General features: G+C 54.5%; 19 protein-coding genes. 9 read left to right on the forward strand and 10 right to left on the reverse strand.

The window, feature by feature from the left end; translation table 11 throughout:
* Nucleotides 1-98: 98 nt before the first annotated feature.
* A complete protein-coding gene (gene otsB, locus JMJ16_RS38910) occupies nt 99-926 on the reverse strand; it encodes a trehalose-phosphatase (protein WP_201390240.1) in 828 nt (275 codons plus the stop codon).
* Nucleotides 927-1,018: 92 nt separating this feature from the next.
* Nucleotides 1,019-3,190: an amylo-alpha-1,6-glucosidase gene (locus tag JMJ16_RS38915; protein ID WP_201390242.1), complete on the reverse strand. Its 2,172-nt coding sequence runs from the start codon at nt 3,188-3,190 to the stop codon at nt 1,019-1,021.
* A 506-nt stretch (nt 3,191-3,696) separates the two neighbouring features.
* On the opposite strand from JMJ16_RS38915, the gene JMJ16_RS38920 reads away from it, so the two are divergent.
* From JMJ16_RS38920 to JMJ16_RS38930, 3 genes are all read left to right on the forward strand, one after another.
* A complete protein-coding gene (locus tag JMJ16_RS38920; protein ID WP_201390244.1) occupies nt 3,697-4,479 on the forward strand; it encodes a HipA family kinase in 783 nt (260 codons plus the stop codon).
* Entirely contained in the window at nt 4,457-4,882 is a 426-nt protein-coding gene (locus JMJ16_RS38925; protein WP_201390246.1) for a DUF3037 domain-containing protein, read from the forward strand. Before JMJ16_RS38920 ends, JMJ16_RS38925 begins: the two co-directional genes overlap by 23 nt.
* Before the next feature lie 65 nt (nt 4,883-4,947).
* Nucleotides 4,948-5,430, forward strand: coding sequence for a peroxiredoxin (locus tag JMJ16_RS38930; RefSeq protein WP_201390248.1), 483 nt, complete (start codon nt 4,948-4,950; stop codon nt 5,428-5,430).
* Between the two features lie 75 nt (nt 5,431-5,505).
* Here JMJ16_RS38930 and JMJ16_RS38935 read toward each other — a convergent pair whose 3' ends face one another.
* Complete coding sequence (locus JMJ16_RS38935; protein ID WP_201390250.1) at nt 5,506-6,840, reverse strand: hypothetical protein; 1,335 nt, start codon at nt 6,838-6,840, stop codon at nt 5,506-5,508.
* Nucleotides 6,841-7,084: 244 nt separating this feature from the next.
* Nucleotides 7,085-7,783 (reverse strand): hypothetical protein, encoded by a 699-nt coding sequence (locus JMJ16_RS38940; protein ID WP_201390252.1) that lies wholly within the window; start codon nt 7,781-7,783, stop codon nt 7,085-7,087.
* 263 nt (nt 7,784-8,046) lie between these two features.
* Between JMJ16_RS38940 and JMJ16_RS38945 the strand changes: the two genes are divergently transcribed.
* The 3 genes from JMJ16_RS38945 (at nt 8,047) to JMJ16_RS38955 (ending at nt 15,378) form a co-directional block, all read left to right on the forward strand.
* A complete protein-coding gene (locus JMJ16_RS38945; RefSeq protein ID WP_201390254.1) occupies nt 8,047-11,706 on the forward strand; it encodes a helix-turn-helix domain-containing protein in 3,660 nt (1,219 codons plus the stop codon).
* Nucleotides 11,707-11,889: 183 nt separating this feature from the next.
* Nucleotides 11,890-13,818, forward strand: coding sequence for a prolyl oligopeptidase family serine peptidase (locus JMJ16_RS38950; RefSeq protein WP_201390256.1), 1,929 nt, complete (start codon nt 11,890-11,892; stop codon nt 13,816-13,818).
* 15 nt (nt 13,819-13,833) lie between these two features.
* A complete protein-coding gene (locus JMJ16_RS38955) occupies nt 13,834-15,378 on the forward strand; it encodes a carboxypeptidase M32 (RefSeq protein WP_201390258.1) in 1,545 nt (514 codons plus the stop codon).
* Between the two features lie 64 nt (nt 15,379-15,442).
* Here JMJ16_RS38955 and JMJ16_RS38960 read toward each other — a convergent pair whose 3' ends face one another.
* The 3 genes from JMJ16_RS38960 to groES form a co-directional block, all read right to left on the reverse strand.
* Nucleotides 15,443-16,222 carry a class I SAM-dependent methyltransferase gene (locus JMJ16_RS38960; protein WP_201390260.1) on the reverse strand — a complete coding sequence of 260 codons (780 nt, stop codon included), beginning with the start codon at nt 16,220-16,222 and terminating at the stop codon, nt 15,443-15,445.
* 519 nt (nt 16,223-16,741) lie between these two features.
* Nucleotides 16,742-18,379, reverse strand: a complete 1,638-nt coding sequence (groL, locus tag JMJ16_RS38965; protein ID WP_374229150.1) for a chaperonin GroEL — start codon at nt 18,377-18,379, stop codon at nt 16,742-16,744.
* A gap of 82 nt (nt 18,380-18,461) precedes the next feature.
* Nucleotides 18,462-18,764, reverse strand: a complete 303-nt coding sequence (groES, locus tag JMJ16_RS38970) for a co-chaperone GroES (RefSeq protein ID WP_007912946.1) — start codon at nt 18,762-18,764, stop codon at nt 18,462-18,464.
* 622 nt (nt 18,765-19,386) lie between these two features.
* Between groES and JMJ16_RS38975 the strand changes: the two genes are divergently transcribed.
* A complete protein-coding gene (locus JMJ16_RS38975; protein WP_201390262.1) occupies nt 19,387-21,672 on the forward strand; it encodes a serine/threonine-protein kinase in 2,286 nt (761 codons plus the stop codon).
* A 99-nt stretch (nt 21,673-21,771) separates the two neighbouring features.
* Here JMJ16_RS38975 and JMJ16_RS38980 read toward each other — a convergent pair whose 3' ends face one another.
* The 3 genes from JMJ16_RS38980 to JMJ16_RS38990 form a co-directional block, all read right to left on the reverse strand.
* A complete protein-coding gene (locus tag JMJ16_RS38980) occupies nt 21,772-22,425 on the reverse strand; it encodes a RecX family transcriptional regulator (protein ID WP_201390264.1) in 654 nt (217 codons plus the stop codon).
* 251 nt (nt 22,426-22,676) lie between these two features.
* Nucleotides 22,677-23,081: an aspartate 1-decarboxylase gene (gene panD, locus JMJ16_RS38985; protein WP_007912939.1), complete on the reverse strand. Its 405-nt coding sequence runs from the start codon at nt 23,079-23,081 to the stop codon at nt 22,677-22,679.
* A gap of 232 nt (nt 23,082-23,313) precedes the next feature.
* Nucleotides 23,314-23,589 carry a hypothetical protein gene (locus JMJ16_RS38990; RefSeq protein WP_201390266.1) on the reverse strand — a complete coding sequence of 92 codons (276 nt, stop codon included), beginning with the start codon at nt 23,587-23,589 and terminating at the stop codon, nt 23,314-23,316.
* A gap of 219 nt (nt 23,590-23,808) precedes the next feature.
* Between JMJ16_RS38990 and JMJ16_RS54990 the strand changes: the two genes are divergently transcribed.
* Nucleotides 23,809-24,234 carry a transposase gene (locus tag JMJ16_RS54990; RefSeq protein WP_236601243.1) on the forward strand — a complete coding sequence of 142 codons (426 nt, stop codon included), beginning with the start codon at nt 23,809-23,811 and terminating at the stop codon, nt 24,232-24,234.
* Nucleotides 24,179-24,676 carry an IS5 family transposase gene (locus tag JMJ16_RS54995; protein ID WP_236601241.1) on the forward strand — a complete coding sequence of 166 codons (498 nt, stop codon included), beginning with the start codon at nt 24,179-24,181 and terminating at the stop codon, nt 24,674-24,676. Before JMJ16_RS54990 ends, JMJ16_RS54995 begins: the two co-directional genes overlap by 56 nt.
* Nucleotides 24,677-25,282: the final 606 nt, after the last annotated feature.

The following is a 25,282-nucleotide window of genomic DNA, read 5'->3' on the forward strand; positions in this document are numbered from 1 at the left end:
GGTCATCTATATATCAGGATTGGAAGCACCTTCGGTGGACGCAATGGTTGCGTCATCACCGAAGAGCGGGCTTCTATTTTCTCTTCTCCCCTCCCACTCTACTCCTCATGCCTTCCGGATTGCCGCAGTGTAGCCAGCATATCCCGTATCTGTCGCAGGCGTTCTACCATGCCGGGCACCTCGTCCACTACTTCGTCCGCGCTTGTCAGCAGTTCGGGTAGGGCGTCAGTATGCCGGACGGCGATGGTATAGCCGGTGAATCCCTCCTGGCGTAGCTCACGTACCGCGTAGATGGCGTTGAGGTCGGTGCGGTCATCGCCCGCGAAGACCACGCCACGAAGCCGCTTGCGTTCTATATAGCGCTTGAGCGCCTCACCCTTGTTGATTTTTAAGGGCGCGAGTACCTCGACGACACGCTTTCCCTCGCCGATCACCATACCCTCCTGGCGCGCAGGCTCTTCGAGCAGCGCCAGAATTTGCTCACGCGCCCCGTCTGGATTGGCGCACTGACGATAGTGAATGGAGCCACCCACGCTTTTGGCCTGGACAATAATGCCGGTTTCATGTGCCATTTCGCGCTCTACCAGGGCCAGCAGGCGCTTACCAGGCTCTACATAATTCAGCGCTTCGGGCACAAGCTGGATCTGGGCGCTGCTTGTCGGCAGGTCCTCACTCCACTCCAGTCCATGTGTTCCTATATATGTCAGTCTGGAAACCTGAACCATTCGCGCGCCATCCTCTGCGGCCCGGCCCGTCATAATGGCTACTTCAGCGTAGCCAGCCAGCTCAGTGAGGAGCTCAGCGACGCCCGGGTAGAGGCGGGCCTCTGAAGGGGTAGGAACGATCTCGCTTAGAGTACCATCAATGTCAAAAACCAGTCCCAGCGGCCGCTGTGCCAGAACATCTTGCAATTGTATCTTGCTCATACATGCCTTTCTCTCCTAAATATGGTGCCGTCCCCCTTATTATAGTCAACTAAAAAGAAGTCCGCTGGGCAATTTGCCCAGCGGACTTCTTTTTAGTTGACTATAATTTCTATTTCGTTCTCTGTGCCTGGCTGAACCTCTATTTGTGAGCCATGACGGTGTACGTGGAAGTGTACATGCTGGTCACCTATGTAGATGCCGCGCACCTCCAGCATATTGACCCAGGAGGGTAAGGTCGGTTGTTCGAGCACCAGCCGCTTCTGCTCGGCGTCGGCGCGCAGGCCAAGGAGCGCGTTAAAGATCTGTCCAGGTGCGCCCGTGGCCCAGGCCTGGGGTGAGCAAGCGACCGGGTAGCGCGTCGGACCAAAGCCCTCGCGCTGGATAAAGCCACAAAACAGCTCGGGCAGGCGCGCATCCTCGAAGTGTTGACTGGCCTGGTAGAGTCCTTTGAGCAATTGAGACGCCTCAGACTTGCCGCCGTAACGTGCGAAGCCAGCTCCAACCATGGCCGTATCGTGTGGCCAGACCGAGCCATTGTGATAGCTCATAGGATTATAGCGAATGGCATTGGCCGAGAGGGTACGCATGCCCCAGCCATTGAACATGTCCTCGCGCATCAGGCGCTCGATGACCAGCTTTGCCTGCTCTTTGGGGACAATCCCGCTCCAGAGGCACTGGCCCGCGTTGGAGCTAACCGTCTTGCAAGGCTTCTTCTCGCGATCCAGCGCGATATAGATGCTCTGCTCCTCTTCCCACCAGAAAGCGCGCATGAAATTGGCCTGAAGCTCGCTTGCCTTCTGCTCCCAGCGTTCAGCTTCATCCTGGTAACCCAGGTGCCCGGCCAGGTAATGCATATTGCGATACGCGGCAAAGGCGTAGCCTTGAACCTCGCTGAGCGCGATGGGAGAGCGAGCCAGCTCGCCGTTCTCATGAGAGGTGGAGTCCCAGGAGTCCTTCCAGCCCTGATTTGAGATACCGCTATCAAGGATACGGTGGTACTCCAGGAAGCCGTCACCATCTTTGTCGCCATACTCAATCATCCAGCGCGCGGCCAGTTGTGCGTTTGGCCAGAGCTGGCGCAGAAAATCGAGATCATTGGTCCAGCGAATATACTCGCCGAGGGTGATGAGGAAGAGCGGTGTGACATCGATACTTCCATAGTAAGGCACATAGGGGATCTCGCGGCAGTTTGCCATCTCGCCTGTGCGCATCTCGTGGAACATCTTGCCTGGCTCTTCTTCAGTGAAATCGTCAGTTTTTGTACCCTGGTGCATAGCCAGGAAGGCCAGCGTGCCGCGTGCGACCTGGGGGAACCAGGGAAGATATTGCAGGCAGGTAATCAGGCCATCGCGCCCAAAGGGACAGGAGAACCAGGGAATGCCTGCGTAGGGATAGTAGCCATAAGGCGTCAGTGTGCAGAGCATTAACAGGTCATCCATCCCACGCTTGAGCAGGCGATTCAAGAGATAGTCATCGGTATGTATTGTTGGGCGCTCAAGAGGATGAACGCCCTCAACTTCGATATGTTTGGCAAAGCGTTCGGCATTAAGCTCGCGCAGTTGGGCGCGCATCTGGAGCACGACTGGTTTGCCACGCTCAAGCTGGAGCGACCAGTGGACGCGATCCTCACTGATATATTTGCTATGTGGCGTAAAGGTAATTTGCGTCTCGCGCGTGACCTGGTCACGTCCGATATAACTCAGAGTTACACCCTTGTCGGTAACCTGGGCCGGCTGTAACTGACCATGCTCTTCGCGTTTGAGTCCTCGCACCTCAAAGAGGTCGCAGAAGTCGCTACCAAACTTGAGGCTAAAACGGAGCGGTTGTGGAAGCTCGCGAAAGCTTGTAATGGTAAAGGTCTGGATCATCTCCTCATTATGTAGCTCCAGAAGTCGACTGACATAGATTTCGCCTTGCTCAATGAAGGTGTCAGCGTCGACTCTGAGCGCTGGATTCGTTAAATCTACCTGGCTGGCAAGTCCCGCTGGTGAGATGTGGTGTGAAAGCATGGCGAGAGGGTGGCCCTCCAGAAAGAAATTGTTCTCGCGGAGAAAGCGCGTCCCATGCCAGTAGAGACCCATAGCCTGGTTCGCGCCCAACAAATCGCCGCGTATATTGGCGACAAGAAAAGCATCTCCGCTCTTCAAAGTAATGTGTGTGGCGCTTGAATGGGCCTTTTCTTCGACTATCTCTGGTTGCTTGAAGGCTCCATCGGGGCCTTCTTCTGCTGGAAGCAGCAGTACATCTGGCTTGTGATCCGTCATAATGCTAATAACTTTCTACCTGATACTTCGCTACGATGCGTTAAGAGTGAACAGTCACGCCAGGCGCGCGAAACGCCAGGAGTGTGAGGGGTACCCGGTATGTTATATGCTTCCTGCCCGTGTTACACCCTTCCAGGGGCTAGCTTTAATTGTACCGATGCTAAAGTTCAGACATGTTTCAATCTCTGAATGCGACTTTCTTCTCCTCTGGTTACGGGCAGAAAGTGACGTAGCGTGATACTACGAGAAAGACATCTTACCAGAGAGCACTCTAGCGTGCTTACAGGCTCCTGCAAGCGTCTCTATGCCTGAGTTAACACAGAGATTAGAGAAATAATAACAGGGAAATGCTTTTGATGATGGGGCCTGGCAAAAATGTGTAGTGCCCTCCTAGTACTCATGGGCTGTTTGTTTGCTTGTAGGCATATAAGGTTTCTCTCGGCCTTAAGAAAAGAGAGCGAAGGTTGCATAGGACTTTTTGGTCTAATGTATGCTACAATAACCCCATGTTAAGAACACTCACCGCCACACGGTATGTGACACCCTTACGCGAGGGTGGCTCACTGCCCGCGATTGTAGAGGCCGATGATGATGGTCTGTATGTGCTGAAATTTCGCGGCGCCGGCCAGGGACCAAAGGCCTTGATTGCCGAACTGGTTGCTGGCGAGATTGGTCGTGCGCTTGATCTCCCCGTGCCTGAAATTGTTTTTGTGGAGCTGGACCCTGTGCTGGGTCGCTCTGAGCCAGATTTTGAGATCCAGGCCCTGATCAAGCAGAGCGCGGGCCTGAACCTGGCGCTAGATTACCTGCCGGGCGCGCTGGCCTTTGATCCACGCGATGCGCGTGAGCTAGATCCATTCCTGGCCGCCTCCATTGTCTGGTTCGACGCCTATGTCTCCAACGTGGATCGCACGCCACGCAATACGAATATGCTGCTCTGGCATCGCCGCCTGATCCTGATTGATCACGGCTCCTCGCTCTATTTTCACCATATGCCAATCAACTATATGGAGCGCAGTCGTACGCCATTTGCGGCTATCAAAGATCATGTTCTCCTGCCTTTTGCCAATGGCTTGCAAGAGGTGGACGCGCGCATGAAGGCTTTATTGCCTGTTGCGCGTCTGGCCGATATTGTCGCCGCCATCCCTACATCCTGGCTGGAGAATGACGAACGTTATACCGATCCCGATGCGCATCGAGCCGCGTACCTGGCCTATTTACAGGATCGTTTGTTGGCTTCACATGTTTTTGTAGAGGAGGCGTTGCATGCTCGCGAACAGCTCGTATGATTACGCCCTTGTGCGTGTAGTGCCAAGCGTGGAGCGTGGTGAGTGCCTCAATGTGGGTGTGATCCTCTTCTGCCGCACGCGCCAGTTCCTCTGCGCGCGCATCGAGCTTGATGAGCAGCGCCTGCTCGCGCTCGATCCAGATATCGACGTGGCGGCGGTACGCGAGCACCTGGAGACCATCGCCTTGATTTGTGAGGGGAAGGCGGAAGGAGGCCCAATTGCGCACCTCTCGCTTTCCGAGCGTTTCCACTGGTTGGTCGCGCCGCGTAGCGCTATCATCCAGACCTCGGCGGTTCACTCAGGTCTCTGTAGCGATCCTGCCGCAGCGCTCCAGCATCTCCTCGATACCATGGTCCGCTTACGCAAGCAGAAGATAGTGCGAGCTGGCACTAGTGGGAAATAAAGTTTGGCTTATGGTATGTTTATTTAGAGCAGAGAATAAAAATATGTTCTCTAATCATAAGGAGTATGAGCATGAGCACACAGGAACGTACCTCGGGGAGCGTCACGGTTGGCGACCAGGCTCCTGACTTTACCCTCCCAACCGCAAAGGGTGACCAGGTCAGCTTGAGTGAGTTTCGTGGTGAGAAAAACGTCGTATTATATTTTTATCCCAAGGATAGTACCCCTGGCTGCACTGCTGAAGCCTGCTCGTTCCGCGATAGCTACGAGGTCTTTCAGGAGGCCGGCGCGGAAGTGATTGGCGTAAGTTCAGATTCGAGCGAGTCTCACGAAAACTTTGCGAAGAAGAACAATCTTCCCTTTATTCTCGCTAGCGACGAGGGCGGTGCGCTTCGGAAGAGCTATGGAGTTCCCTCGACGCTTGGTCTCTTGCCAGGGCGCGTGACCTATATTATTGATAAGCAGGGAATTGTGCGCCACATCTTCTCGTCGCAGTTCGCGCCGCAAAAGCATGTTGATGAGGCATTAAAGATTCTAAAACAGTTTTAGATGAAAACGACTATGGATGATACAAAAGTGGCTCTCGGCGCGCGCCGAGAGCCACTTTTGTATCATCCATAGTCGTTATTGCTGTTGTGTATATTGTTGCTGGTGAGCATTGAGGAGCTGGGTGAAGTTGTCGGCGACCTGGTGCGAATCAATTACGGCGTTGATGCGGGCGATGGCCTCACGTAGCTGGATGTGCAGGCTGTCCTGAGGTGGGATGATGCCCTGGTTGGCAACCAGCAGCAGGGCGGCATTGGCGACGATGAAGTCACGCCTGGGCCCCTGCTCCTCACCTGAGAGGATATGCCATATGTCGCTCTGAGTGGCTGCTAAATCTACTTCTTCGCGAATATCCGCAAGTTGTGCGCGTGTCAGGCCGATATCCTCCGGTGAGCATTCCTCGAAAATGACCTCGTCGCGTGTGACCTGGATGAGCAGGTTGATGGGTTGCTGGGGATCAGAAACGCTGGAGGCATTGGAGAGCTCATCAATGCCATCATAGCAATGCACGATGATGCCTTCACTCCTCAGGTGAAGATAGAGTGAGAGCACGTAGGGAATCATTGCCAGGCTACAGACGCCCGTGGAGTGGTGAGCAGGACGAAGGACCTGGGCGTTAGGTGAAACAATCTTGAAGATATCCAGCGTAAGCGGGGTGGTGCGTAGCATCTCCTGCCAGTTGGGGTCGCCCACGTCACAGTGCTGAGTTAACTGCTTCATGGCTTCGTGCCAGAGCGCCTCACGTGCCTGTTTGAGTGCCTGGGAGTAGGGGAAATTTAAGGCCGAGAGTGGGATAAAGGTAAAGCCGTTGCTATCAAGCTCTTGATTGAGTGTAGGAATAGATAAGTGCGGGTGCCGATAGCCAAAGGTCTCCATCGCCTGGGCACTACCATGATAGGAAGTAACGTTGGTGGTGCCGGTCTTACAAATCTTTACCAGGGGAGCCGCGACAATCGCGGCGGCTGTGCTAGCGTGAATTGTTTTGCAGAAGTCACCGCCGCTACCGAAAACATGGTCGTGTGTGTGCAGAAGCGATAGATCCTGCTGCTTGCTCTGTAGAAAGTGTTCAACGCGTGTGCGCAGGTGATCGGCCAGAAAGTTGACCTGGTTTCGCCCGATATGTCCATTGCCCGGCGCGAGGAGCCGCAGGATTTCTAGCAGCTCCTGTGGGCCCTGTTCTGGGTCACTACAGGCGTCAAAATAGCGTGCCAGCGTTGCGTTATCGGGTGGATCGAGCTCTCGCTCGTGCCCCAGGAAACTGGCGAAGGCCTCGCGCAAAGGCCCAAGCTGGCGGAGTATAGCCTCCTCATGTTTTGCATCTTCAAGAGAAGTAAAGAGGCGATAAAGGTCGCCTTTCTGCAAACGGACCTGCAATCTATGCCCATAAGCTGGCAATTGAATACTACTTCCCATATGTTGTTGCCTTACTTTGATACTGTGCCTCTCGGAAACCTGAGCGCGTGAGCGCTAGCCACGAGAGTGGCGTTGGTTTCCGTCTAAGAAGGCCGGATAAAAATTATGAAATGCCAGAGAAAATTCTAGTTTTGTTATTGTGCTGAGAAAACCAGTGAGCTGTGACCTTCTCGGTGTGCAGGCTCCTTTATATCCAGTATAAAGTAAGGCATAACTATCATCCTGTCAACAGGTAGACGAAAAGTTATTCAGCGGGATTTTCCAGCTTATGCTGAAGGGCCAGGCGTAGATGCTGCATCGTTTTATTTTTGCGCGCGACCGAGAGCGAGGCGCGCAGGCGCTGCGTCTCAACTGGATGCTCAGGCCATTGAATGTCATCCAGATCGATATTGTGTTTATGACAAACGGCGCGCAACTGTTGCGGATCATCGAAGCGCTCTTTGATTGAACTGAGCATGGCATAACGCTGTGTTTGTGGTAGCTGCACTATGGCGTTAATGGCTAGCTCCAGCCAGTGAGTGGCGTCTTCATTATGTTCCAGCACTTCAGCAGGATCGGGGTCCTGGTTGCTCGTATGAAAGGTCTGAGAGATGTTGCCCTGGAAGAGCTCGCCATCATCGTCAAGGGTAAGCTGACTGCATGGTTTATATTGGCGCGCGAGCGAGACTGTTTCATTGAAGGCCGCCCGGCTGATATAGGCCCTGGGATTTTCGATGGTGTGCTGGCGCAGCACGAGCCAGCAATGCAGGCGCAGGCTTTGCTTCACATCATCCACGTCCAGATCATATGTCTCGGCGCGGGCCATACTATTCTTCCGGCTAAAGCGGCGCTGTGCCTGAAGACTGATGTAGCTGTCGTACTGGTCAAAAAAGCGGTCTATCTCTTGTCCACCAGGATATAGGGGAGGTTCTGTGTCTACTGGCACCGCCATGGTCGCTTGCATGATCGAGTCTCCTTATATGGCTTACTGCTGTGGTGTCCATCCATAGGTGTTACTTTACTACGTGGGTTCTTCCCTACAGTAAAAATTGTTTTTGTTTTTAAAGGAGAACAGTTCAAATTGTTTCATTGTTTCATTGTCGCTTACAAAACAATAATAACATGGAAAACTATAAGAGGGCAATACATTACAGAGCAATTTTTGTTGACAAAACTATTTTGTTCTTACTCTTTTTACGTTATACTGTGAAAGAGGAGGAAAACGCGATGGGTCGAAAAGAAAAGCATATCGAACTTGAGAATGGGGAGGCAACCTCGGTAGGGGCCAGGATGCGCTTGGCACGCCAGGAGAAGGGCATTCGCCTCTCTGATATGGCGCGTCAGATCGGCTACACCAAAAGTCGACTCTCCGCAGTTGAAAATGGGTATGGTCGCCCTTCGCAAGAACTACTCCTGGCATATGAACAGGCGTTAGCACTTGCGAGAGGAACGCTGCTGGAGCAGATCAGTAAACCTGTGATCGTGGCCCAGCCTGTCACGGCTGGCATTGGCAGTAGTGTGCTGCATCCAGATATGGAGATGCAAAGACATGGAACTGAGCCTGGTGAAGAGGAACCGGAGGCGCCCAATCATAAGCGGGCCGCGCATCTAGCTGTAAGTGAGCAGGCCACGGTACTAGAAGCCGCTCGCGCGCAGGAGCAGACCAGTGAAGCGCCCCGTATTACAAACTTCTATGGACGTAACCAGGAACTGGCGACCCTGGAACAGTGGTTAGCGCAGGATCACTGTCGTATTGCGGCTGTCCTGGGCATTGGCGGAGTTGGCAAGACAACGCTAACCTCTATGCTTAAGGAACGCCTGAGAGAGACTTTTGATTTTGTCTATTGGCGGACACTCCAAAATGCACTCCCCCTGGAAGAATTTCTCGTAGACTGTATTCGCTTTCTCTCAGGTCTGGAACAGGTAGAGCTGCCAGATGACGTTGGCGAGCTGATTAAACAGCTTGGTTCATATTTGCGCGCCCATCGCTGCCTCTTGATTCTGGATAATATGGAGACCATTCTGGCGAGCGGCCAGAGCGTAGGGAGCTATCGCCCTGGCTACGAGGGATATGGCGAGTTTATTGAATATGTTGGCAATAGCGAGCATATGAGTAGCCTGGTGCTGACGAGTCGTGAGTTGCCCCAGGAGGTAGAGTTCTGGAATCATCCCCGGCGGCAGGTGCTTCATCTATCCGGTTTTGGCCTGGATGAGGGACGTATGATCCTTCAAGAACGTGAGCTTCTTGGCAGCGAGGAGGATTACTCCCAACTGATCCAGAGCTATGCCGGAAACCCCCTGGCGCTCAAACTGGTTGCCGCGCCTATCCGCGAGGTCTTTGGTGGAGATATCGCGGAGTTCCTTGCCGAGCGTGGCATGGTAATTGGCGATGTCTATGACCTCATTGATAAACAGTTTCATCGTCTCTCAGACGAGGAACGCGAGATGATTTACTGGCTGGCGCTGGCCTGCGAGCCGGTCTCTCTGAATGATATTTCCAAAGAGATTGTGCGTCCCGTGCCGCGTCGTATGCTCCTTGCCGCCCTTGATTCTCTACGCCGGCGCTCTATGATTGAGAATAGTAGTGGCGCACGCTTCGGCCTCCAGCCTGTCATCATGGAGTATGTGACAGATGCCCTGGTGAGCAGCTTCTGTCGTGAGATTGAGCAAGATGAATACGCGCTCCTCACCAGCCACGCCCTGGTGCGGGCCGAGGCCAAGGACCATATTCGTAACAACCAGGTGCGCCTCTTTCTGGAGCCAATCGCGCTTCAACTCCTCACGCGCCTGGGAATGGTGGAGTGTGGGGCGCGGCTGAAGACGATGCTGCGCAACCTCCAGCTACAGCGCCCGCAAACGCCTGAATATGTGGCGGGGAATATTCTCAACCTGCTGGTCCAGCTTAAGATTGACCTGCGTGGCTATGACTTCTCTAACCTGGTAGTCTGGAACGCCTATCTGCAAGATGTCTCACTCCCCGAGGTTGACTTCTCCAATGCCCAGTTGGAGCGCTGTGTCTTCAGTGATACCTTTGGTAGTATCCTCTCAGTGGCCATCAGCAACGATGGGGAGCGCCTGGCGGCGGGCACTGCTAATGGCGACGTCAGATTGTGGAACGCCCATACGGGTGCGCCACAGGGTATCTGTCAGGGGCATACCGACTGGGTGCGCGCGGTCGATATTCGCTACGATGGTAAGCGTGTGATCAGCGGCAGCGACGATCAATTCATTCGCCTCTGGGATACCAGGACTACACAGTGCTTGAAGACCCTGGTGGGTCATACCAACCGCATTCGCTCAATCGCCTTCGCACCCACGGGCGACCGGGCGATCAGCGGTAGTGATGATATGACCTTGATGCTCTGGGACCTGGAGAAGGGCGAGTGTCTGCGCATCTTTCGCGGGCATGAGAGCCGCATCTGGTCTGTGGCTTATAGCCCGGATGGAGCCTATGTTGCTAGTGGGAGCAGCGATTTTTCTGTGCGTGTCTGGAATGTGGAGAGTGGCGCGTGCGTGCGTGTGCTCAAGGGACATAGCGGGCGTGTGCACTCTGTGACCTTCAGCCCCGATGGGCGTTACCTGGCGAGTGGAAGTGAGGACCAGGCAATATGCCTGTGGGATCTACAAAGCGGTGAGTGTGTACAAAACCTACAGGGACATACCGGGCGCATCTGGCCTGTGCGCTTTAGCTATGATAGCAAGCAGCTTGCCAGTGGTAGCGAGGACCGCTCTATCCGTATCTGGGATGTCGCCAGCGGGACGTGCCTCTCCACGCTCAGGGGGCATCATAATCGTGTCTGGGCGCTGGCGTATAGCTTTGACAACCGCGTCATCGTCAGTGGCAGTGATGACCAGACCATTCGCATGTGGAACTGCGAGGACGGCCAGTGTTTTAAAACGCTCCAGGGTCATAGTAGCCGTGTGCGCTCGGTGCGCTTTAGCCCGGATGGCACGCGCCTCTTAAGTGGTAGCGATGATCGCGCCGTGCGCCTCTGGGATGTGGCAAGTGGCCAGAGCATCAAGACCCTGCAAGGCCATAGCACCTGGATCTATGCCGTGGCCTACAGTCCCCATGGCAATATTGTCGCCAGTGGCAGTGATGATCAGACCATTCGCCTCTGGGATGTGAATACTGGCTATTGCCTGCGTACCCTGGGAGGGCATGAGAACTGGGTGCGCGCCGTCGATTTCAGCCCGGACGGTACGCAACTAGTGAGTGGTAGCGATGATCAGACTGTGCGCCTCTGGCAAGTCAACACTGGTCTCTGCATACGCATCTTACAGCATCGGCAGAGCCGCCTGTGGTCGGTCGCCTTCAGCCCGGACGGCCATACGATTGCCAGTGGGGGTGAGGATAACGTCGTGCGCCTCTGGCACAAGGAGACGGGTGAATGCCTGAGAGAACTGCATGGGCACGAGCGGCGTGTGCGCTCCGTCACCTTTAGCCCGGATGGCCTGGTGCTGGCAAGCTGTAGCGATGATAGTACAATCCGGCTCTGGGAACTGGCGACCGGCAAATGTGTACGCATCTTTAAGGGCCATATCAACTGGATCTGGTCGGTCGCCTTCAGCCCCGATGGGAGCTGCCTGACTAGCGGTGGGGATGACAATAGCGTCAGATTGTGGGACATCGCAAGCGGGCGCCTGCTCTGGACGGGAAGCGAGCATAATAAGCGCATCTATGCCGTGGCCTTTCACCCTCAGGGGCATATGGTTGCCAGCGGGAGCTATGATGGTACCATTCGCCTCTGGGACGTGCAGAACGGCGAGTGCTTCAAAACGCTCCGCCGGGAGCGCCCATACGAGTGCATGAATATTCGCGGAGTGACTGGCATCTCATCCGCTCAGCGCGCCATGCTCCGCGCCCTTGGAGCCGTAGAAGAGTAATAACAACATTTGGGATAGATGATATGGTGCGCCCTGGCAACCTTTGGTTGCCAGGGCGCACCATATCATCTATCCCAAATGGTATCTATACCCGCCTCAGGAGAACATAGAAAAGTAGTTGGCCCATATGGCAATGTGCTAGTATATAGCAGGGAAGAATATATTTGGAGAAGAATACACATCATGACAAAACCACAAATTGCCCCCTATGGTGCCTGGGCATCTCCTATCACGACCGATATGATTGTCGCTAAAGCGGTCAGGCGGGGACAGGTACAGGTCCAGGGCCAGGATACCTACTGGCTGGAAGTGCGCCCCGAAGAAGGTGGGCGTGGTGTAATCGTGTGCCAGGGAGCCGATGGTGTGACGCAGGATATCACACCAGCCCCGTTTAACGCCCGCACGCGGGTCCACGAATATGGCGGCGGCGATTATATAGTTCACGAAAATACAGTGTATTTCGCGAATTTTAGCGACCAGCGCCTCTACCGTCAGCCTCTGGGTGGAGAGCCAGAGCCGCTAACTGAGGCCGGCAATAAGCGCTATGCCGACCTGGTTATCGATGGGCAGCGCCAGCGCCTGCTCTGTGTCTGTGAGGACCATACCAATACACAGCGCGAGGCCGTCAATACTCTGGTGAGCATCGCCCTGGACGGAAGCGGTTCGGTTCATACACTGGTCGCGGGCAATGATTTCTATTCCACACCACGCCTGAGTCCCGATAAGACACGCCTCTGCTGGCTGACCTGGAATCATCCCAACATGCCCTGGGATGGCACCGAACTCTGGGTTGGCGAACTGGATGCCAACGGCTTTGTGAGCTATGCCCAATATGTCGCCGGGGGAGCGAGCGAGTCGATCTTTCAACCTGCCTGGTCGCCTGATGGCACACTCTACTTCGTCTCTGATCGCAGCGGTTGGTGGAACCTCTACCGCCTGAAGGGCGAATTCATCGAGGCCGTTTGCCCAATGGAGGCCGAGTTTGGGCGTCCGCAATGGGTCTTTGGTACAAGCACCTATGGCTTTGTTTCGGCTGAGCGCCTGGTATGCATCTATGGCCAGAATGGCGACCACCTGGGACGCATCGACCTGAAGACCGGTATATTAACGGAGATCGAGACTCCCTATACCGCGCTGAGTTCACCCGCCATCTCTTCTGAGCGCGTCGTTTTCACCGCTGGCTCGCCGACCCAGCGCCCGGCGATTGTGCAGTATGATCTCGCCAACAAGAAACTTGAGGTCCTACGTGCCGCTGAAGCTGTTGCGCTCGACGAGCGCTACTTCGCCTTACCCCAGCCAATCGAGTTTCCCACTACCAACGGCCAGACGGCGTACGCCTACTACTATCCGCCAACCAATCCCGAGTTTCAGGCGCCGGAGGGCGAGCTTCCCCCGCTGATTGTGGAGATCCATGGTGGCCCGACCAGTTCGACATCGAGTGTCCTGGGTCTGGGGCGCCTCTTCTGGACCAGCCGGGGCTTCGCGCTCCTGGATGTCAATTATGGTGGCAGTACTGGCTATGGTCGGGCCTATCGTGAGCGCCTGAAGGGCCAGTGGGGCGTTGTAGATGTTGATGATTGCGTCAATGGCGCGCGTTACCTGGTTGAGCGCTCGCTGGCCGATGGCAAGCGCCTGCTCATTCATGGCGGGAGCGCGGGTGGGTATACAACCCTGTGTGCGCTCTCGTTCGGCGACACCTTTGCCGCCGGGGCCAGTCACTTTGGCGTCAGCGATCTCACGACCTTTGTGCATGACACACACAAGTTTGAGTCGCGCTACCTCTTTGGCCTGGTTGGTCCCTATCCCGAGGCGAAGCAGCTCTATGTTGAGCGTTCGCCCATGACCTACGTAGACCGGCTTGCTCGTCCGATTATCTTCTTCCAGGGGCTTGAAGATAAGATCGTACCTCCCAGCCAGGCCGAGGTCATGGTTGAAGCCCTGCGCGCCAAGAAAATTCCCGTGGCCTATCTCCCCTTTGAGGGAGAACAGCATGGCTTCCGCAAGGCGGAGAACATCAAACGTTCCCTGGAGGCCGAACTATACTTTTACGCCCGTATCTTTGGCTTCTCCCTTGCAGACGAGGTTGAGCCAGTCGAGATAGAGAATTTATAGAAGAGAGGACATACCGTGACGGTGACAGAACCGAAGAATCTTCAATTTACGAGCAGCGACGAACGCATCAGCGAACTGCTCACGCATATGAATATTATCTCCGACCTGGGAGCCTTCTCCGCCCTGGCCGACTGGGACCAGCAGACGGGCATGCCAGAGGGAGCGGGTGAGGCGCGTGCGCATCAGATGGCAACCATGCAGGGTCTGATTCATGAGCGCCTGACCAATCCTCGCCTGGGTGAGCTGGTATTGCAGCTCGAAGAGGTCGTCAAGCAGCCGGAGTATACCGATGCTGATCGTGGCCTGGTGTATCATGCGCGTCGCTCCTATGACCAGTCGACCAAGCTCCCACGCGAGATGGTTGAAGAGATGGAGCGCGTGCGCGTGAAGAGCTTCGAGGCCTGGGTCAAGGCACGCCACAACAACGACTTCGCCAGCTTCTCGCCCTGGCTCCAGCGCACGGTCGAGTTTCAGCGCGAGGTCGCAGACCGCTTTGGTTACCAGGAGTGCCGCTATGATGCCCTGCTCGATCTCTACGAGCCGGGTCTGACTGCCAGCCGCGTCGATGTGCTCTTCGCTCCCGTGCGTGATGTCAGCGCCACCATACTCAAGCGTATTCAGGAGAGTGGTCACAAGGTCGACACCAGTAGCCTCTCCAACACCTTCCCTGTCGAGAAGCAGCAAGAGCTGAATAAGCACCTGCTGGAGAGCATGGGCTATGACTTTAATCGTGGGCAGATGGCGGTCTCCGCGCACCCCTTTACCACCAGCTTTGGCTCGCCTCTCGATGTGCGCCTGACCACGCGCTACGACGAGAAGAATCTGCCCTGGTCGATCATGTCCTCCCTGCATGAAGGCGGTCACGCTGTCTATGAGCAGGGCTGTGCGCCCTCGCTGCTACGCACCCCGCTGGCCAGTGGTGCCTCAATGGGCGTGCATGAGTCGCAGTCGCGCCTGTGGGAGAATGGGATTGGTCGCTCCGAGGCCTTCTGGCGTGGCCAGTTCCCCATGGTCCAGCGCGCCTTCCCCGAGCAGTTCCAGAACCTGGATGCCAAAACCTTTGCCCACGCGCTTAATCATGTGGAGCCAAGCCTGATCCGCACCGAGGCCGACGAGGTCACCTATAACCTGCACATCATCATTCGTTTTGAGATCGAGCGCGCCCTGATCAACGGCGATATCGCCGTTGAGTCGCTGCCCAGCATCTGGAACAGCAAGTACAAAGAGTACCTGAGTGTTGAGCCGCCAACCGATACCCTGGGCGTGTTGCAGGATGTCCACTGGTCCTCTGGCTTTGGCTACTTCCCGTCCTACACCCTGGGCAACCTGTATGGCGCCCAAATTTACTCCAAGCTGCGCAGCGTCTTCCCCGATTTCGATGCGCGCCTGGAGCAGGGCGATACCCGCTTCGTTCTGAGCTGGTTGCAGGAAAACATGTACGCCTATGGCGCGACCTACAAGCCTGCCGACCTGCTCAAGCGTGTCGTGGGCGAGGAGGCCGATCCCCAGTACTTCGTCCGTTACCTGACCGAGAAGTTCTCTGGAATTTACGGCCTATAACTGTTGTTGCAAACAAAATGGGTGCACCTGTATTTAGTAGGTGCACCCATTCTTTCTGATCTTTTTATTTTGCGCTCCACACGGTCCCCCAGCAGGTCTCTTCGATGGGACCTGTGTGCCCCTCGTAGCGCTCGCGCATGTGCGTGATCAGTTCGGCCAGTTCCGCGTCTGAGAGGTCGTGCAGGATGGAGCGGCCCTTGCGCGAGCGAATGTTCTGCGCCAGGGCCTCGAAGTCAGGGAAGGTCTCCTTGTGCTCAAGCAGGTGATGCTCCCCGATCTGTGTAAAGCCTGCCTGCTTTAGCGCTCCTTGTATAGTTTCATTGTCTGGCCGCCTGCCAATCTCAATCTCCAGCAGGCGAGGGAAGCGCTCGAAGAAATAGCCGCGTGGATTGGAGGCACTCCCTGGAAGTTGGCAATCCTGCGGCGTACGATTCTGGATCAAGAGGGTGCCACCTGGCTTAAGCAGACGCCTGGCCTCCGCGAAGGCGATGGGTAGCTCCTCTACCTTAAGGTGATGGGTCAGCGCACGCTCTAGAATGATGTCGACGCTGGCGGAAGGCAGCCCGGTTGCCAGCGCATTCCCCTGCTGGAAGGAGATCGTGGGATAGTCCCGACTGAATGCACACGCCGCCTCCAGCATCTCCTGCGAGAAGTCGATGCCTGTAACATGGGCTGCACCTAGCTCCGCGAAGGCGATACTATAGATGCCCCCGCCACAGGCGATATCGGCGACCTCTTTCCCTGGTATCTCCACAAGTGCCGAGACAAAGCGCTTCCAGGAGTCATCGGCCTGGCGGTCAGTATAGGAGTTGCGATTATTTGAGGCGTGAAAATTGATAGGCATAGCGGTGGTTCCCTTCCTTATCCGTAGGTTTCGATAAATACCGCCCGTCATGGTACCACATCGCTTACCTCTCTTTCAAAAGCGCAGCAGTGCTTCCCTGATAAATTGTAGAGCCCAGGCTAGCTTGAACTTCTCCTGCGAAAGATTTTCATGCGCCATTTATAGACAAGCAGGCATTGTAGCCCCTATAATGCATGAGATTAGATATACGCATGTGTAATATATCTTACTCATATTTTTGTCTGCTCTAATAGCCTGTTGTTGAGGTACAAAATGCTTCTTGATGAAGAGCGTCAGCAGAGAGTGAAGGCGTATTATAGCATGCTGAAACATTGATGAAAGGTGAGGTTCCTTCGACTCTTACTCCCGAGGGAACAGTCTCTCTGGACGATTAGTTTTCCTACAGCAACGTTGGGTCATACAGGCTTCATGCTCCTGAGTATTGCCGAGGAATAAAAAAAACAAGAGGTGGTCCTGCATACGCAGGACCACCTCTTGTTTTTTTATTCCTCGGCAATACTACATCATGCCGGGCATGCCGCCCATGCCGGGCATGCCGCCGGCGGGGGCTGCGGGGGTCTCTTCGGGGATCTCGGAGACCAGGGTGTCGGTCGAGAGGACCATTCCGGCGATGCTGACCGCGTTCTGCAGGGCCGAGCGGGTCACCTTCACGGGGTCGATGATACCAGCTTCGAACATGTCAACGTAGCGGTTCGCGTAGGCGTCGAAGCCAACGAAGCCATCGGCCTTGCGGACCTGGTCGACGATAACGGAGCCATCGAGACCGGCGTTCTTGGCGATCTGGCGCAGAGGTTCTTCGAGCGCGCGGCGCAGGATGGTCACACCAGTAGCCTCGTCACCCGCGGGAGCCTGGACGTTGTCGAGGACCTTGAGGGCCTTGATCAACGCGGAGCCACCACCAGGGATGATGCCCTCTTCGATTGCGGCGCGGGTCGCGGAGAGCGCATCCTCAACACGATGCTTCTTCTCTTTCATCTCGACCTCGGTCGCGGCACCAACTTTGATAACGCCAACGCCACCAGCCAGCTTGGCCAGGCGCTCCTGGAGCTTCTCGCGGTCGTAGTCGCTGGTGGTATCCTGGATCTGGGTGCGGATCTGGGCGATGCGAGCCTGGATGGCCTGGTTGGAGCCGGCACCCTCGACGATGGTGGTGAAGTCCTTGGTCGAGGTTACGGAGCGGGCGCTACCCAGGTCGTCGAGAGAAGTGCTCTCAAGCTTGAGGCCCTTCTTCTCGGTGATAACAGCGCCACCGGTCAGGATGGCGATATCCTCCAGCATGGCCTCGCGGCGATCGCCGAAGCCAGGAGCTTTGATGCCCAGGACGTTGAAGGCACCGCGCATTTTGTTGACAACCAGGGTTGCCAGGGCCTCGCCGTCGATATCCTCAGAGATAATCACCAGGTCCTTGCGGCCACTCTGAAGCACGCGCTCCAGGATGGGCAGGATGTCAGCGATGGCGCTGATCTTCTTGTCGGTGATGAGGATGTAGGGGTCGTTGAGCTCGGCCAGGGTGTGCTCGTTGTTGCTCGTCATGTAGGGGGAGATGAAGCCACGGTCGAACTGCATACCCTCGGTATACTCTTTCTCCATCTCGATGCCGCGGCCCTCTTCGACGGTGATCACGCCGTCTTTGCCGACCTTCTCCATGACTTCGGCGATCAGGTCACCGATTTCAGGATCAGCGGCGGAGATCGAGGCGACCTGGGCGATCTGCTCGCGGGTCTCAACGGGCTTGCTCATCGCTTTGATCTCGTTGATGACAGCCTCGGAGCCCTTCTCCAGGCCACGGCGCAGGATCATGGGGTTGGCGCCTGCGGCGAGGTTCTTCAGGCCCTCGGTCACGATGGCGTGCGCCAGCACAGTGGCGGTGGTGGTGCCGTCACCAGCGACATCGTTGGTCTTGGTCGCCGCCTCTTTGAGCAGCTGAGCGCCCATGTTCTCGAACTGGTCGGGCAGTTCAATCTCGCGGGCGATGGTGACGCCGTCGTTGGTAATGGTGGGGGCGCCAAATTTCTTGTCCAGCACAACGTTGCGGCCCTTAGGACCAATCGTCACTTTGACGGCGTCGGCCAGCACATCCATGCCCCGTTTCAGAGAATAGCGTGCTTTCTCATCAAACTGTACACGTTTAGCCACGATACATCTCTCCTATTTATGGTACATTGGTTGTATTTCTTGGAGAAGTTGTTTGCTTCTCTTCAATGATGTGTGTCTTGGTCTACTCGATAATACCCATGATGTCGCTCTCGCGGAGGATCAGATACTCCTCACCCTCGAGCTTAATCTCAGTACCAGCATATTTCGCAAATAGGACGGTCTGACCAACCTGAACCTCGAGAGTGGTGCGTTTGCCGTTGTCTAGCACTTTGCCAGAACCAACTGCTAGCACTTCGCCTTCCTGAGGCTTCTCTTTGGCTGTATCCGGCAGGACAATACCGCTCTTCGTGACGGCTTCACGAGCCAGGGGTTTAACTACCACGCGATCACCAAGTGGTCGAAGCTTGACACTCACAGTTGGCATACTCTTTTTCTCCCTGATTACTGCTTTGCTTTATTCCAGGCAACTGGATCGGATCTTTGTATGACCTTTAACTTTAGCACTCTGCGCATGAGAGTGCGAACCGCATACATAATACACCATCAATAGCGAATGTGCAAGGGTTTCGTACCCAAATTTTGCCTATGGCGTGCAGCTAAGGGACACGAAAAGCTATAACGCGCTAGCGAGAGACTCTACGTTATATTTATGAGTACGTTACTGCCTTCGCCCCTTCTCTTCTCATGATAAGCTTCTCTTCCATTCCTTCCTTTTAGGTGCTATACTGCAAAATAGAGCCAATATGGGAATTATTCAACCAGACACACCTTACCCAATGCGAGCTTGTGAATTGCTCCTGGTGGATACCTGTTGAGAATGTATACTGATAGGTGTGGTAGACAACGAGAGCTACCTGGGAGGAGAGGACGTGGAAAACTGGGCTGAAAAACGTTTATCTTCTTGCGACTTACTACTTATCCGAAACCCTGAGCGCCAAGCGCTAGTCACGCCAGTGACGTTGGGTTTCGGAATAAGAACTTATAAGCTTCTGTCTTCGTAGTACTCTACAGAGTCCGTCTTTTCTATGGCCCTCGAAAAATAACTCATGAAAGAACAGCGTGGAAATCTGAGAAATTTGCCTGGTGCGACAGATGGTCAAGCGAACCCGCAGAAATTTGGCAACTATGACCTGGTGCATCGTATCGACGTGGGTGGTATGGGCGAGGTCTACCTGGCGCGCCAGCGTAGTGCTTTTGGTCGTGAAGTCGCGGTCAAGATTATCCGCTCGGACCTGGCCTATGATAGTGTAGCGCGCAAGCGCTTTCTGCGCGAGGCCGAGGTCAGCGCGCATCTGAAGCATGAGCATATTCTTCCCTTGTTCGAGTTTGGTGAGGAGCAGGGGCGCCTCTTTCTCGTAACCCCCTATATCAAGGGCGGCACGCTGGCGCAGCGTTTGCAGCAGGGGCCGCTCTCATATGGCGAAATCTATCAGCTCTTCAAGGCACTGGTGCAGGCTATCGCCTATATTCATAAGCGAGGCGTCATTCACCGTGACTTGAAACCCAGTAACATCCTGCTGGACCGCGAGGATGATGGGAATCAGGTTTATGTGCGTCTAATCGACTTTGGGATTGCCTCACTCCAGGGGTCGCTTGCCAGTCCTCCTCTGACCACGGCTGATCACGAGGTGGGGACTGTGGCTTATATGGCGCCTGAACGGGCTGATGGCGTCGCAGCTCCCAGCAACGATATCTATTCGCTGGGTATTATTCTCTATCAAATGATTACGGGGCACCTGCCACATATCAGCACCGGTACGATGCTGCCACCTCCACTTGAGGAGGTTGTTGCGCGCTCTGTCGCCCCTGATCCTGCGCGCCGCTATGCCAGCGCCGACGAGCTACTTCAGGCATTTGAGCAGGCCTACCGATCTCTACGTGTGTCGCCCGAGACGCGGCCCTCTGGCCTGAGCGATAAATTTCCTGCCGTCTCGCCTACGCCAAAATCTGCTGGACCATCCAATCTACCACCAACGCCCACACGTCAGGGACGTGATCTGGCTAGTAAGACAGCGTCTGGCACGCCCTCGGGAGCTTATCCCGCGATTCCTGCCTCTCCACGTAGCTACCAAGTTGCCTCAGCCGAGGGCATGCAGGTGCGGGGGAAGAGCTCACCCGATCTCGGGCAAGGACTGCCTGGAAAAAAGAGTCCTATTCCGCCTCGCAAGGAGCAGGCGGTCTTGCAGCGCGAAGAGTTTATCCTGCCTGGCAGTACGAAGTCCTTTGGCGGTGGCGACTATGATGCGCCCACCTCATTTGTAGATCCTGCGCAATTGCGGCAATCCTCACCACAGACAAGTCGTCCTCCAGCACCCAGGCCACAAAAGAACAGGCGTCCTTTAGCCCTTCTGATTCCCATTGGTATCGTAGCAATTGTTGTACTGATTGTTGGGATGTCGCTCTTTGTCTTTCAGAATGCCATTACGGCCAAAGTGACATTTAGCCCACAGGTGCAGACGATCAGTAAGGTGTATACTATCCGGGCTGTCGATGGAACCTCTCATGTGGATACCAACGCGGGCACCATTCCTATTAATGAGGCTCGTAAGACCGAGACGGGTACACGCTCTGGCCCAGCAACGGGTCGACCCTTCTTCTGCCTCTTTAATTGCCCAACCGTGGTTGCCAGCAACGATATTATTAACCTGGGTATTGAAACCAAACAAGGTCTAATTAAACAGTTAACCCAGGATTTGAATAACGAGGTCAAAGGCAAAAACGCCAGTCCGCTGGGGCAGCCTTCCTTTAACGATAAGCAGAGTTCCTACCAGCCCGAAGTTGGCCAGAAGAGTTCTACCGTCTCCGTGACGCTGACGGAGGAGGGGATACTGAGCTACTACAGCAACAGCGATGCGCAGGCGGTGGCGCGCCAGAAACTGTTGCAGGATGCGGGGGCGAACTTTGAGGTGATGAATTCTACGGTACGCGTAGGCCAACCCGTGCTTAAAGGAACTGATGCGCAGGGGGCAACGCTGCTGGTGCCGATTGCCGGCGTGCTACTCTATCAGATCACGCCTCAGAAACTCCAGGCTATGCAGAATCATCTCAAGAGCATGAAGAAAAGCGATGCCCGGGCGTATATCGCAAAGCAGGAGGGGATTGATCCCAATAGTGTTTCGGTCAATCTCTCGTACGGCGATACACTTCCTGGCAATGTGCAGCAGATCGCAGTGTCAAGCCAGAATCCCGCGACCCTGCCCTCCGTCCAGCTACCAGCAGTACCCACGCCGCAGAATACGCCTACGACGGATAATTCCGACAATAACGATGACAATAACAGTATGGGTAGCCCGGCTTTCCCGCCATATGATCCTCGCTATATGGGGCAGTGAGCAAAACTGCCCGCTACTGGCGTACGCGGCTATATATAGGGCATGATATGTAGCCGCGTACGCCAGTAGCGGGCCACGCCCAACTCCTGCGTCTCAGTTCTATTCTTCCTCTCCTACCGTCTCCTGTCGCTGTTCCTCCCAGATACGCTTGACGATGCGCTTGGTGATTTCGAAGCTGAAGCCACGACGTTGCAGAAAGCTTCCCAGGCGACGATAGAATGTGGCGTAGTCGATACTGGACTGGCGTAGCAGGCTGCGCGCCTTCTTCTCTGCGGCGCGTTGTGCGCGCCCCTCGTCGTTCTCCTCATCTACAAGCTCGTCAATGACTTCGCGCTGTATGCCTTTCTGGCGCAGTTCATTCTTAAGGGCCTGAGCGCCTTTGGGACTGAACTGCTCTCTATTCTCCAGCCAGAACGAGGCAAAGCTGCGGTCATTGACCAGGTCCATGCGGTCCAGGCGTTCTAGTACCACTTGGATATGTTCGGGAGTGGTACCTTTGCGGCGAAGATAGTTACGAACCTCCTGGCGGCTACGGGGACGAAATGAGAGGTAGTTCAAGGCGCGGTCGACTGACTGCTGTAGGGCCTCCTCTTGCTGGATCTGCTCAACCTGGGCGGGAGTGATCTCCTGTCCCACATGTAAGCTCATCTGTAAGACCAGCATCGCATTGGCGCCGAGCAGGAAGTGCTCGTCGACAAAAATATTTATACGGTCAGGATTATTGACCTGTGTTTGCAGTGATGTAATTCGCATAGGGGTATTATAGTTTTTTTACGGTGTGGCTCCAAGTGGAGGCACATATAAGCCTTTTCCTACGGACAAAAGTACGCTTCCTTCCTATTCTTAAACATACTTATAAAAGTGGAAGAGGGTCTAATCTTAGAGTGGATCTGTGAAATGAGGAGGGTTTGGAGGGAACCTTACAAACGTTTGGTAGGCTGGATGTAAGTAGTAATTCATCCAACCTCCTGGCTGAATGAAATGACTACTTGAAGCTTGCGCTCCTAGAAGAGGGCGGCTTCAGGCTCTGGCAACATCTCGTACAGAGGAACGTCTTTTTTCTCGGTCAAACGGTTATTCTCGTCGACGAATACAAGATGTGGAGTCAGGGTACGAATCTCTTCTTCCGTGAAATCAGCATAGCTAATAATGATGACCAGATCGCCTTCAGCGGTCATGCGAGCGGCTGCACCGTTTAAGCAGATGACACCGGAACCACGCGCGCCAGCGATGGTGTAGGTCTCGAGGCGGGCACCATTATTGATGTTGACAATCTGTACCTTCTCGTAAGGGTAGATGCCTGCCGCATCCAACAGATCCTGGTCAATCGTGATGCTACCAACATAATTGAGATTGGCCTGAGTAACGGTGGCGCGATGGATTTTCCCTTTACACATGGTACGCAGCATAATAGTGGTTGTTCCTTTCCGCGTTACAAAATGATGTGCTTATGTAGAACTAACGATACGCATTAACAATGGCTGAGTATTGAATACTCTACCCTTATTATAACTATTCATAAGAATAAACGATCCGCACCCTTATTATAGCCATACTTTTGCCACTTGTCCTATATTTAGGCAGAGTGGCTATTACTAATTGGTTGTTTGCTCGCGTGGCGCGGCGATTGCTTGCCGCCTGCTAACTATGGCTGGGCTGAGGCTCGGCTTCGACGAGAGGGCGCTCCAGGAGCGAGAGGAGAGCCATCGCATAGGCCTCGGCTACGTTTTGGGCATCATGGATGGCGTCGCCTAGCATCAAGCGATAGTGACATTTCCAGCGGCGTGCGGGCCAGGCCGCCAGGCGAATAAGCGTATAGGTTGACGCGTGTTTCTCCAGCTCTTCGCGCAAGGAAACTTCGTCGAAGGCGCTAAGGCCTTGCTGTTGTAAACGTGCCTGGGTCTCTGTAGAAAGCATAAGATATTCCACCTGTGTTGTCTGTGATATAGATAACTCTGCAACAAACTGCTATCTCTATTATATTTACTCCCCAACATCGCCATCGGCTTCACGCTGTTTTTGGAGTATTCACTGCCTGGAAGATTAGAGTATGTCTTAAGAGGCTCAGAGAGCCAGGAGTAAACTGAAAGGAGACAATAAAGGAACGCCAAACTGAGCAAGAAGGAGTCGAAGCTGATGAATGAGAGCATCAACAGAAAGCGCTATCCATCGGATCTTACCGATGCACAATGGGACCTGTTGGCACCCTTCATCCCACCACCATCCCCCAACGCAACCCAGGAAGTGATTCCCAGACGAGAAATCGTCAATGGCATTCTGTATGTCCTGCGGACAGGCTGTTCTTGGCGACAAATGCCTCACGACCTGCCCAATGGCAAAACGGTGTTTCATTATTTCCGTTGCTGGCAACGGGATGGGACCTGGGAAAAAGCGATGCATGCCTTACGCCGCCAGGTGCGTGGCTCGATGGGGCGAGAGGAAGAACCTAGCGCCGGTATCATCGACAGCCAATCGAGCAAGACCAGTCCAGTCCCAGGCATCGGGCGTGGCTATGATGGCGGGAAAAAAAATCTGGGGACGCAAAAGGCACCTCCTTGTTGACACTCAGGGCTTCATCTTGGCTGTCATGGTCCTTGCAGCCAACATCGCCGATGTGACTGGCGCTCGCCTCTTGTTAGAAGGGCTCGCCAACCAGTTCCCTCGTCTCTCGCATCTGTTCGCCGATCATGGCTATGACGGGGAACCCTTTGAGCAATGGCTCCAACACCATCTTGGATGGGAGATCGAAATCGTTCCCCAGCAAGAGCGTGAGGTGCATACCGAGTGGGCGCTCATCAATGGGCAGCCGGTCGAGATTCGCAAACCAAAGGGAGGCTTCCAGGTTCAGCGCAAGCGCTGGATCGTGGAACGAACCTTTGGCTGGCTTATCCGCTACCGACGACTCGCTCGCGATTACGAGGGGTTGCCTTCAAGCAGCGAGGCCTTCATCCAGGTGGCTTCCATTCGTCTTTTATTGACCCGTTTGGCTCCTTCCCGATACTAATTATTCGTCTTAAGACACACTCTTAGTCTCTTCGCGCCTGCGGCGCTCAGAGGTTAATAGATGGGGAGATGTTTATTTGGGCGCCAAGCGCCCAAATAAACATCTCCCCATCTATTAACAGAATGAATGGATTAAGCGCAAATCAGAGTGAACAGTTTAAAAGCATTTGTCGCACTTCATATTACAATCCATCATTTGTGAGAGTTCAAAGAGTATTGATGAGCCTATTATAGAGAACAATTTTTTATCGGACCGAGCGTAAAACCCCTGCCTTGAGGCCTGTCACTTATACACAAATATGAAAGTTTGCAGAAGATCCTCAGCATGATGCGAGGGAAAGGTGTTGAAAAAACGCCCCTTGATACACAATGATGTGCTTTCAGCTTGGCGAGACAAGCGACTTTTTCAGCGAACGTGTGTCACCTCTCGTGTAGGAAAAAACGGGGCATGTGTAGCGCATCGTTTCCGTGTTCTTTCTCCAGATCGCATATTTGTGTATAAGAGACAGCCTTGAAGCAGGGGGATAGAAGCGAGTTCTTTTGTGGTGGATAGGGTGGTTGGTGGAATAGTATGCTTGACATGATATCATTAAAATATTAAAATGAT

Source organism: Ktedonobacter sp. SOSP1-52 (assembly GCF_016587395.1).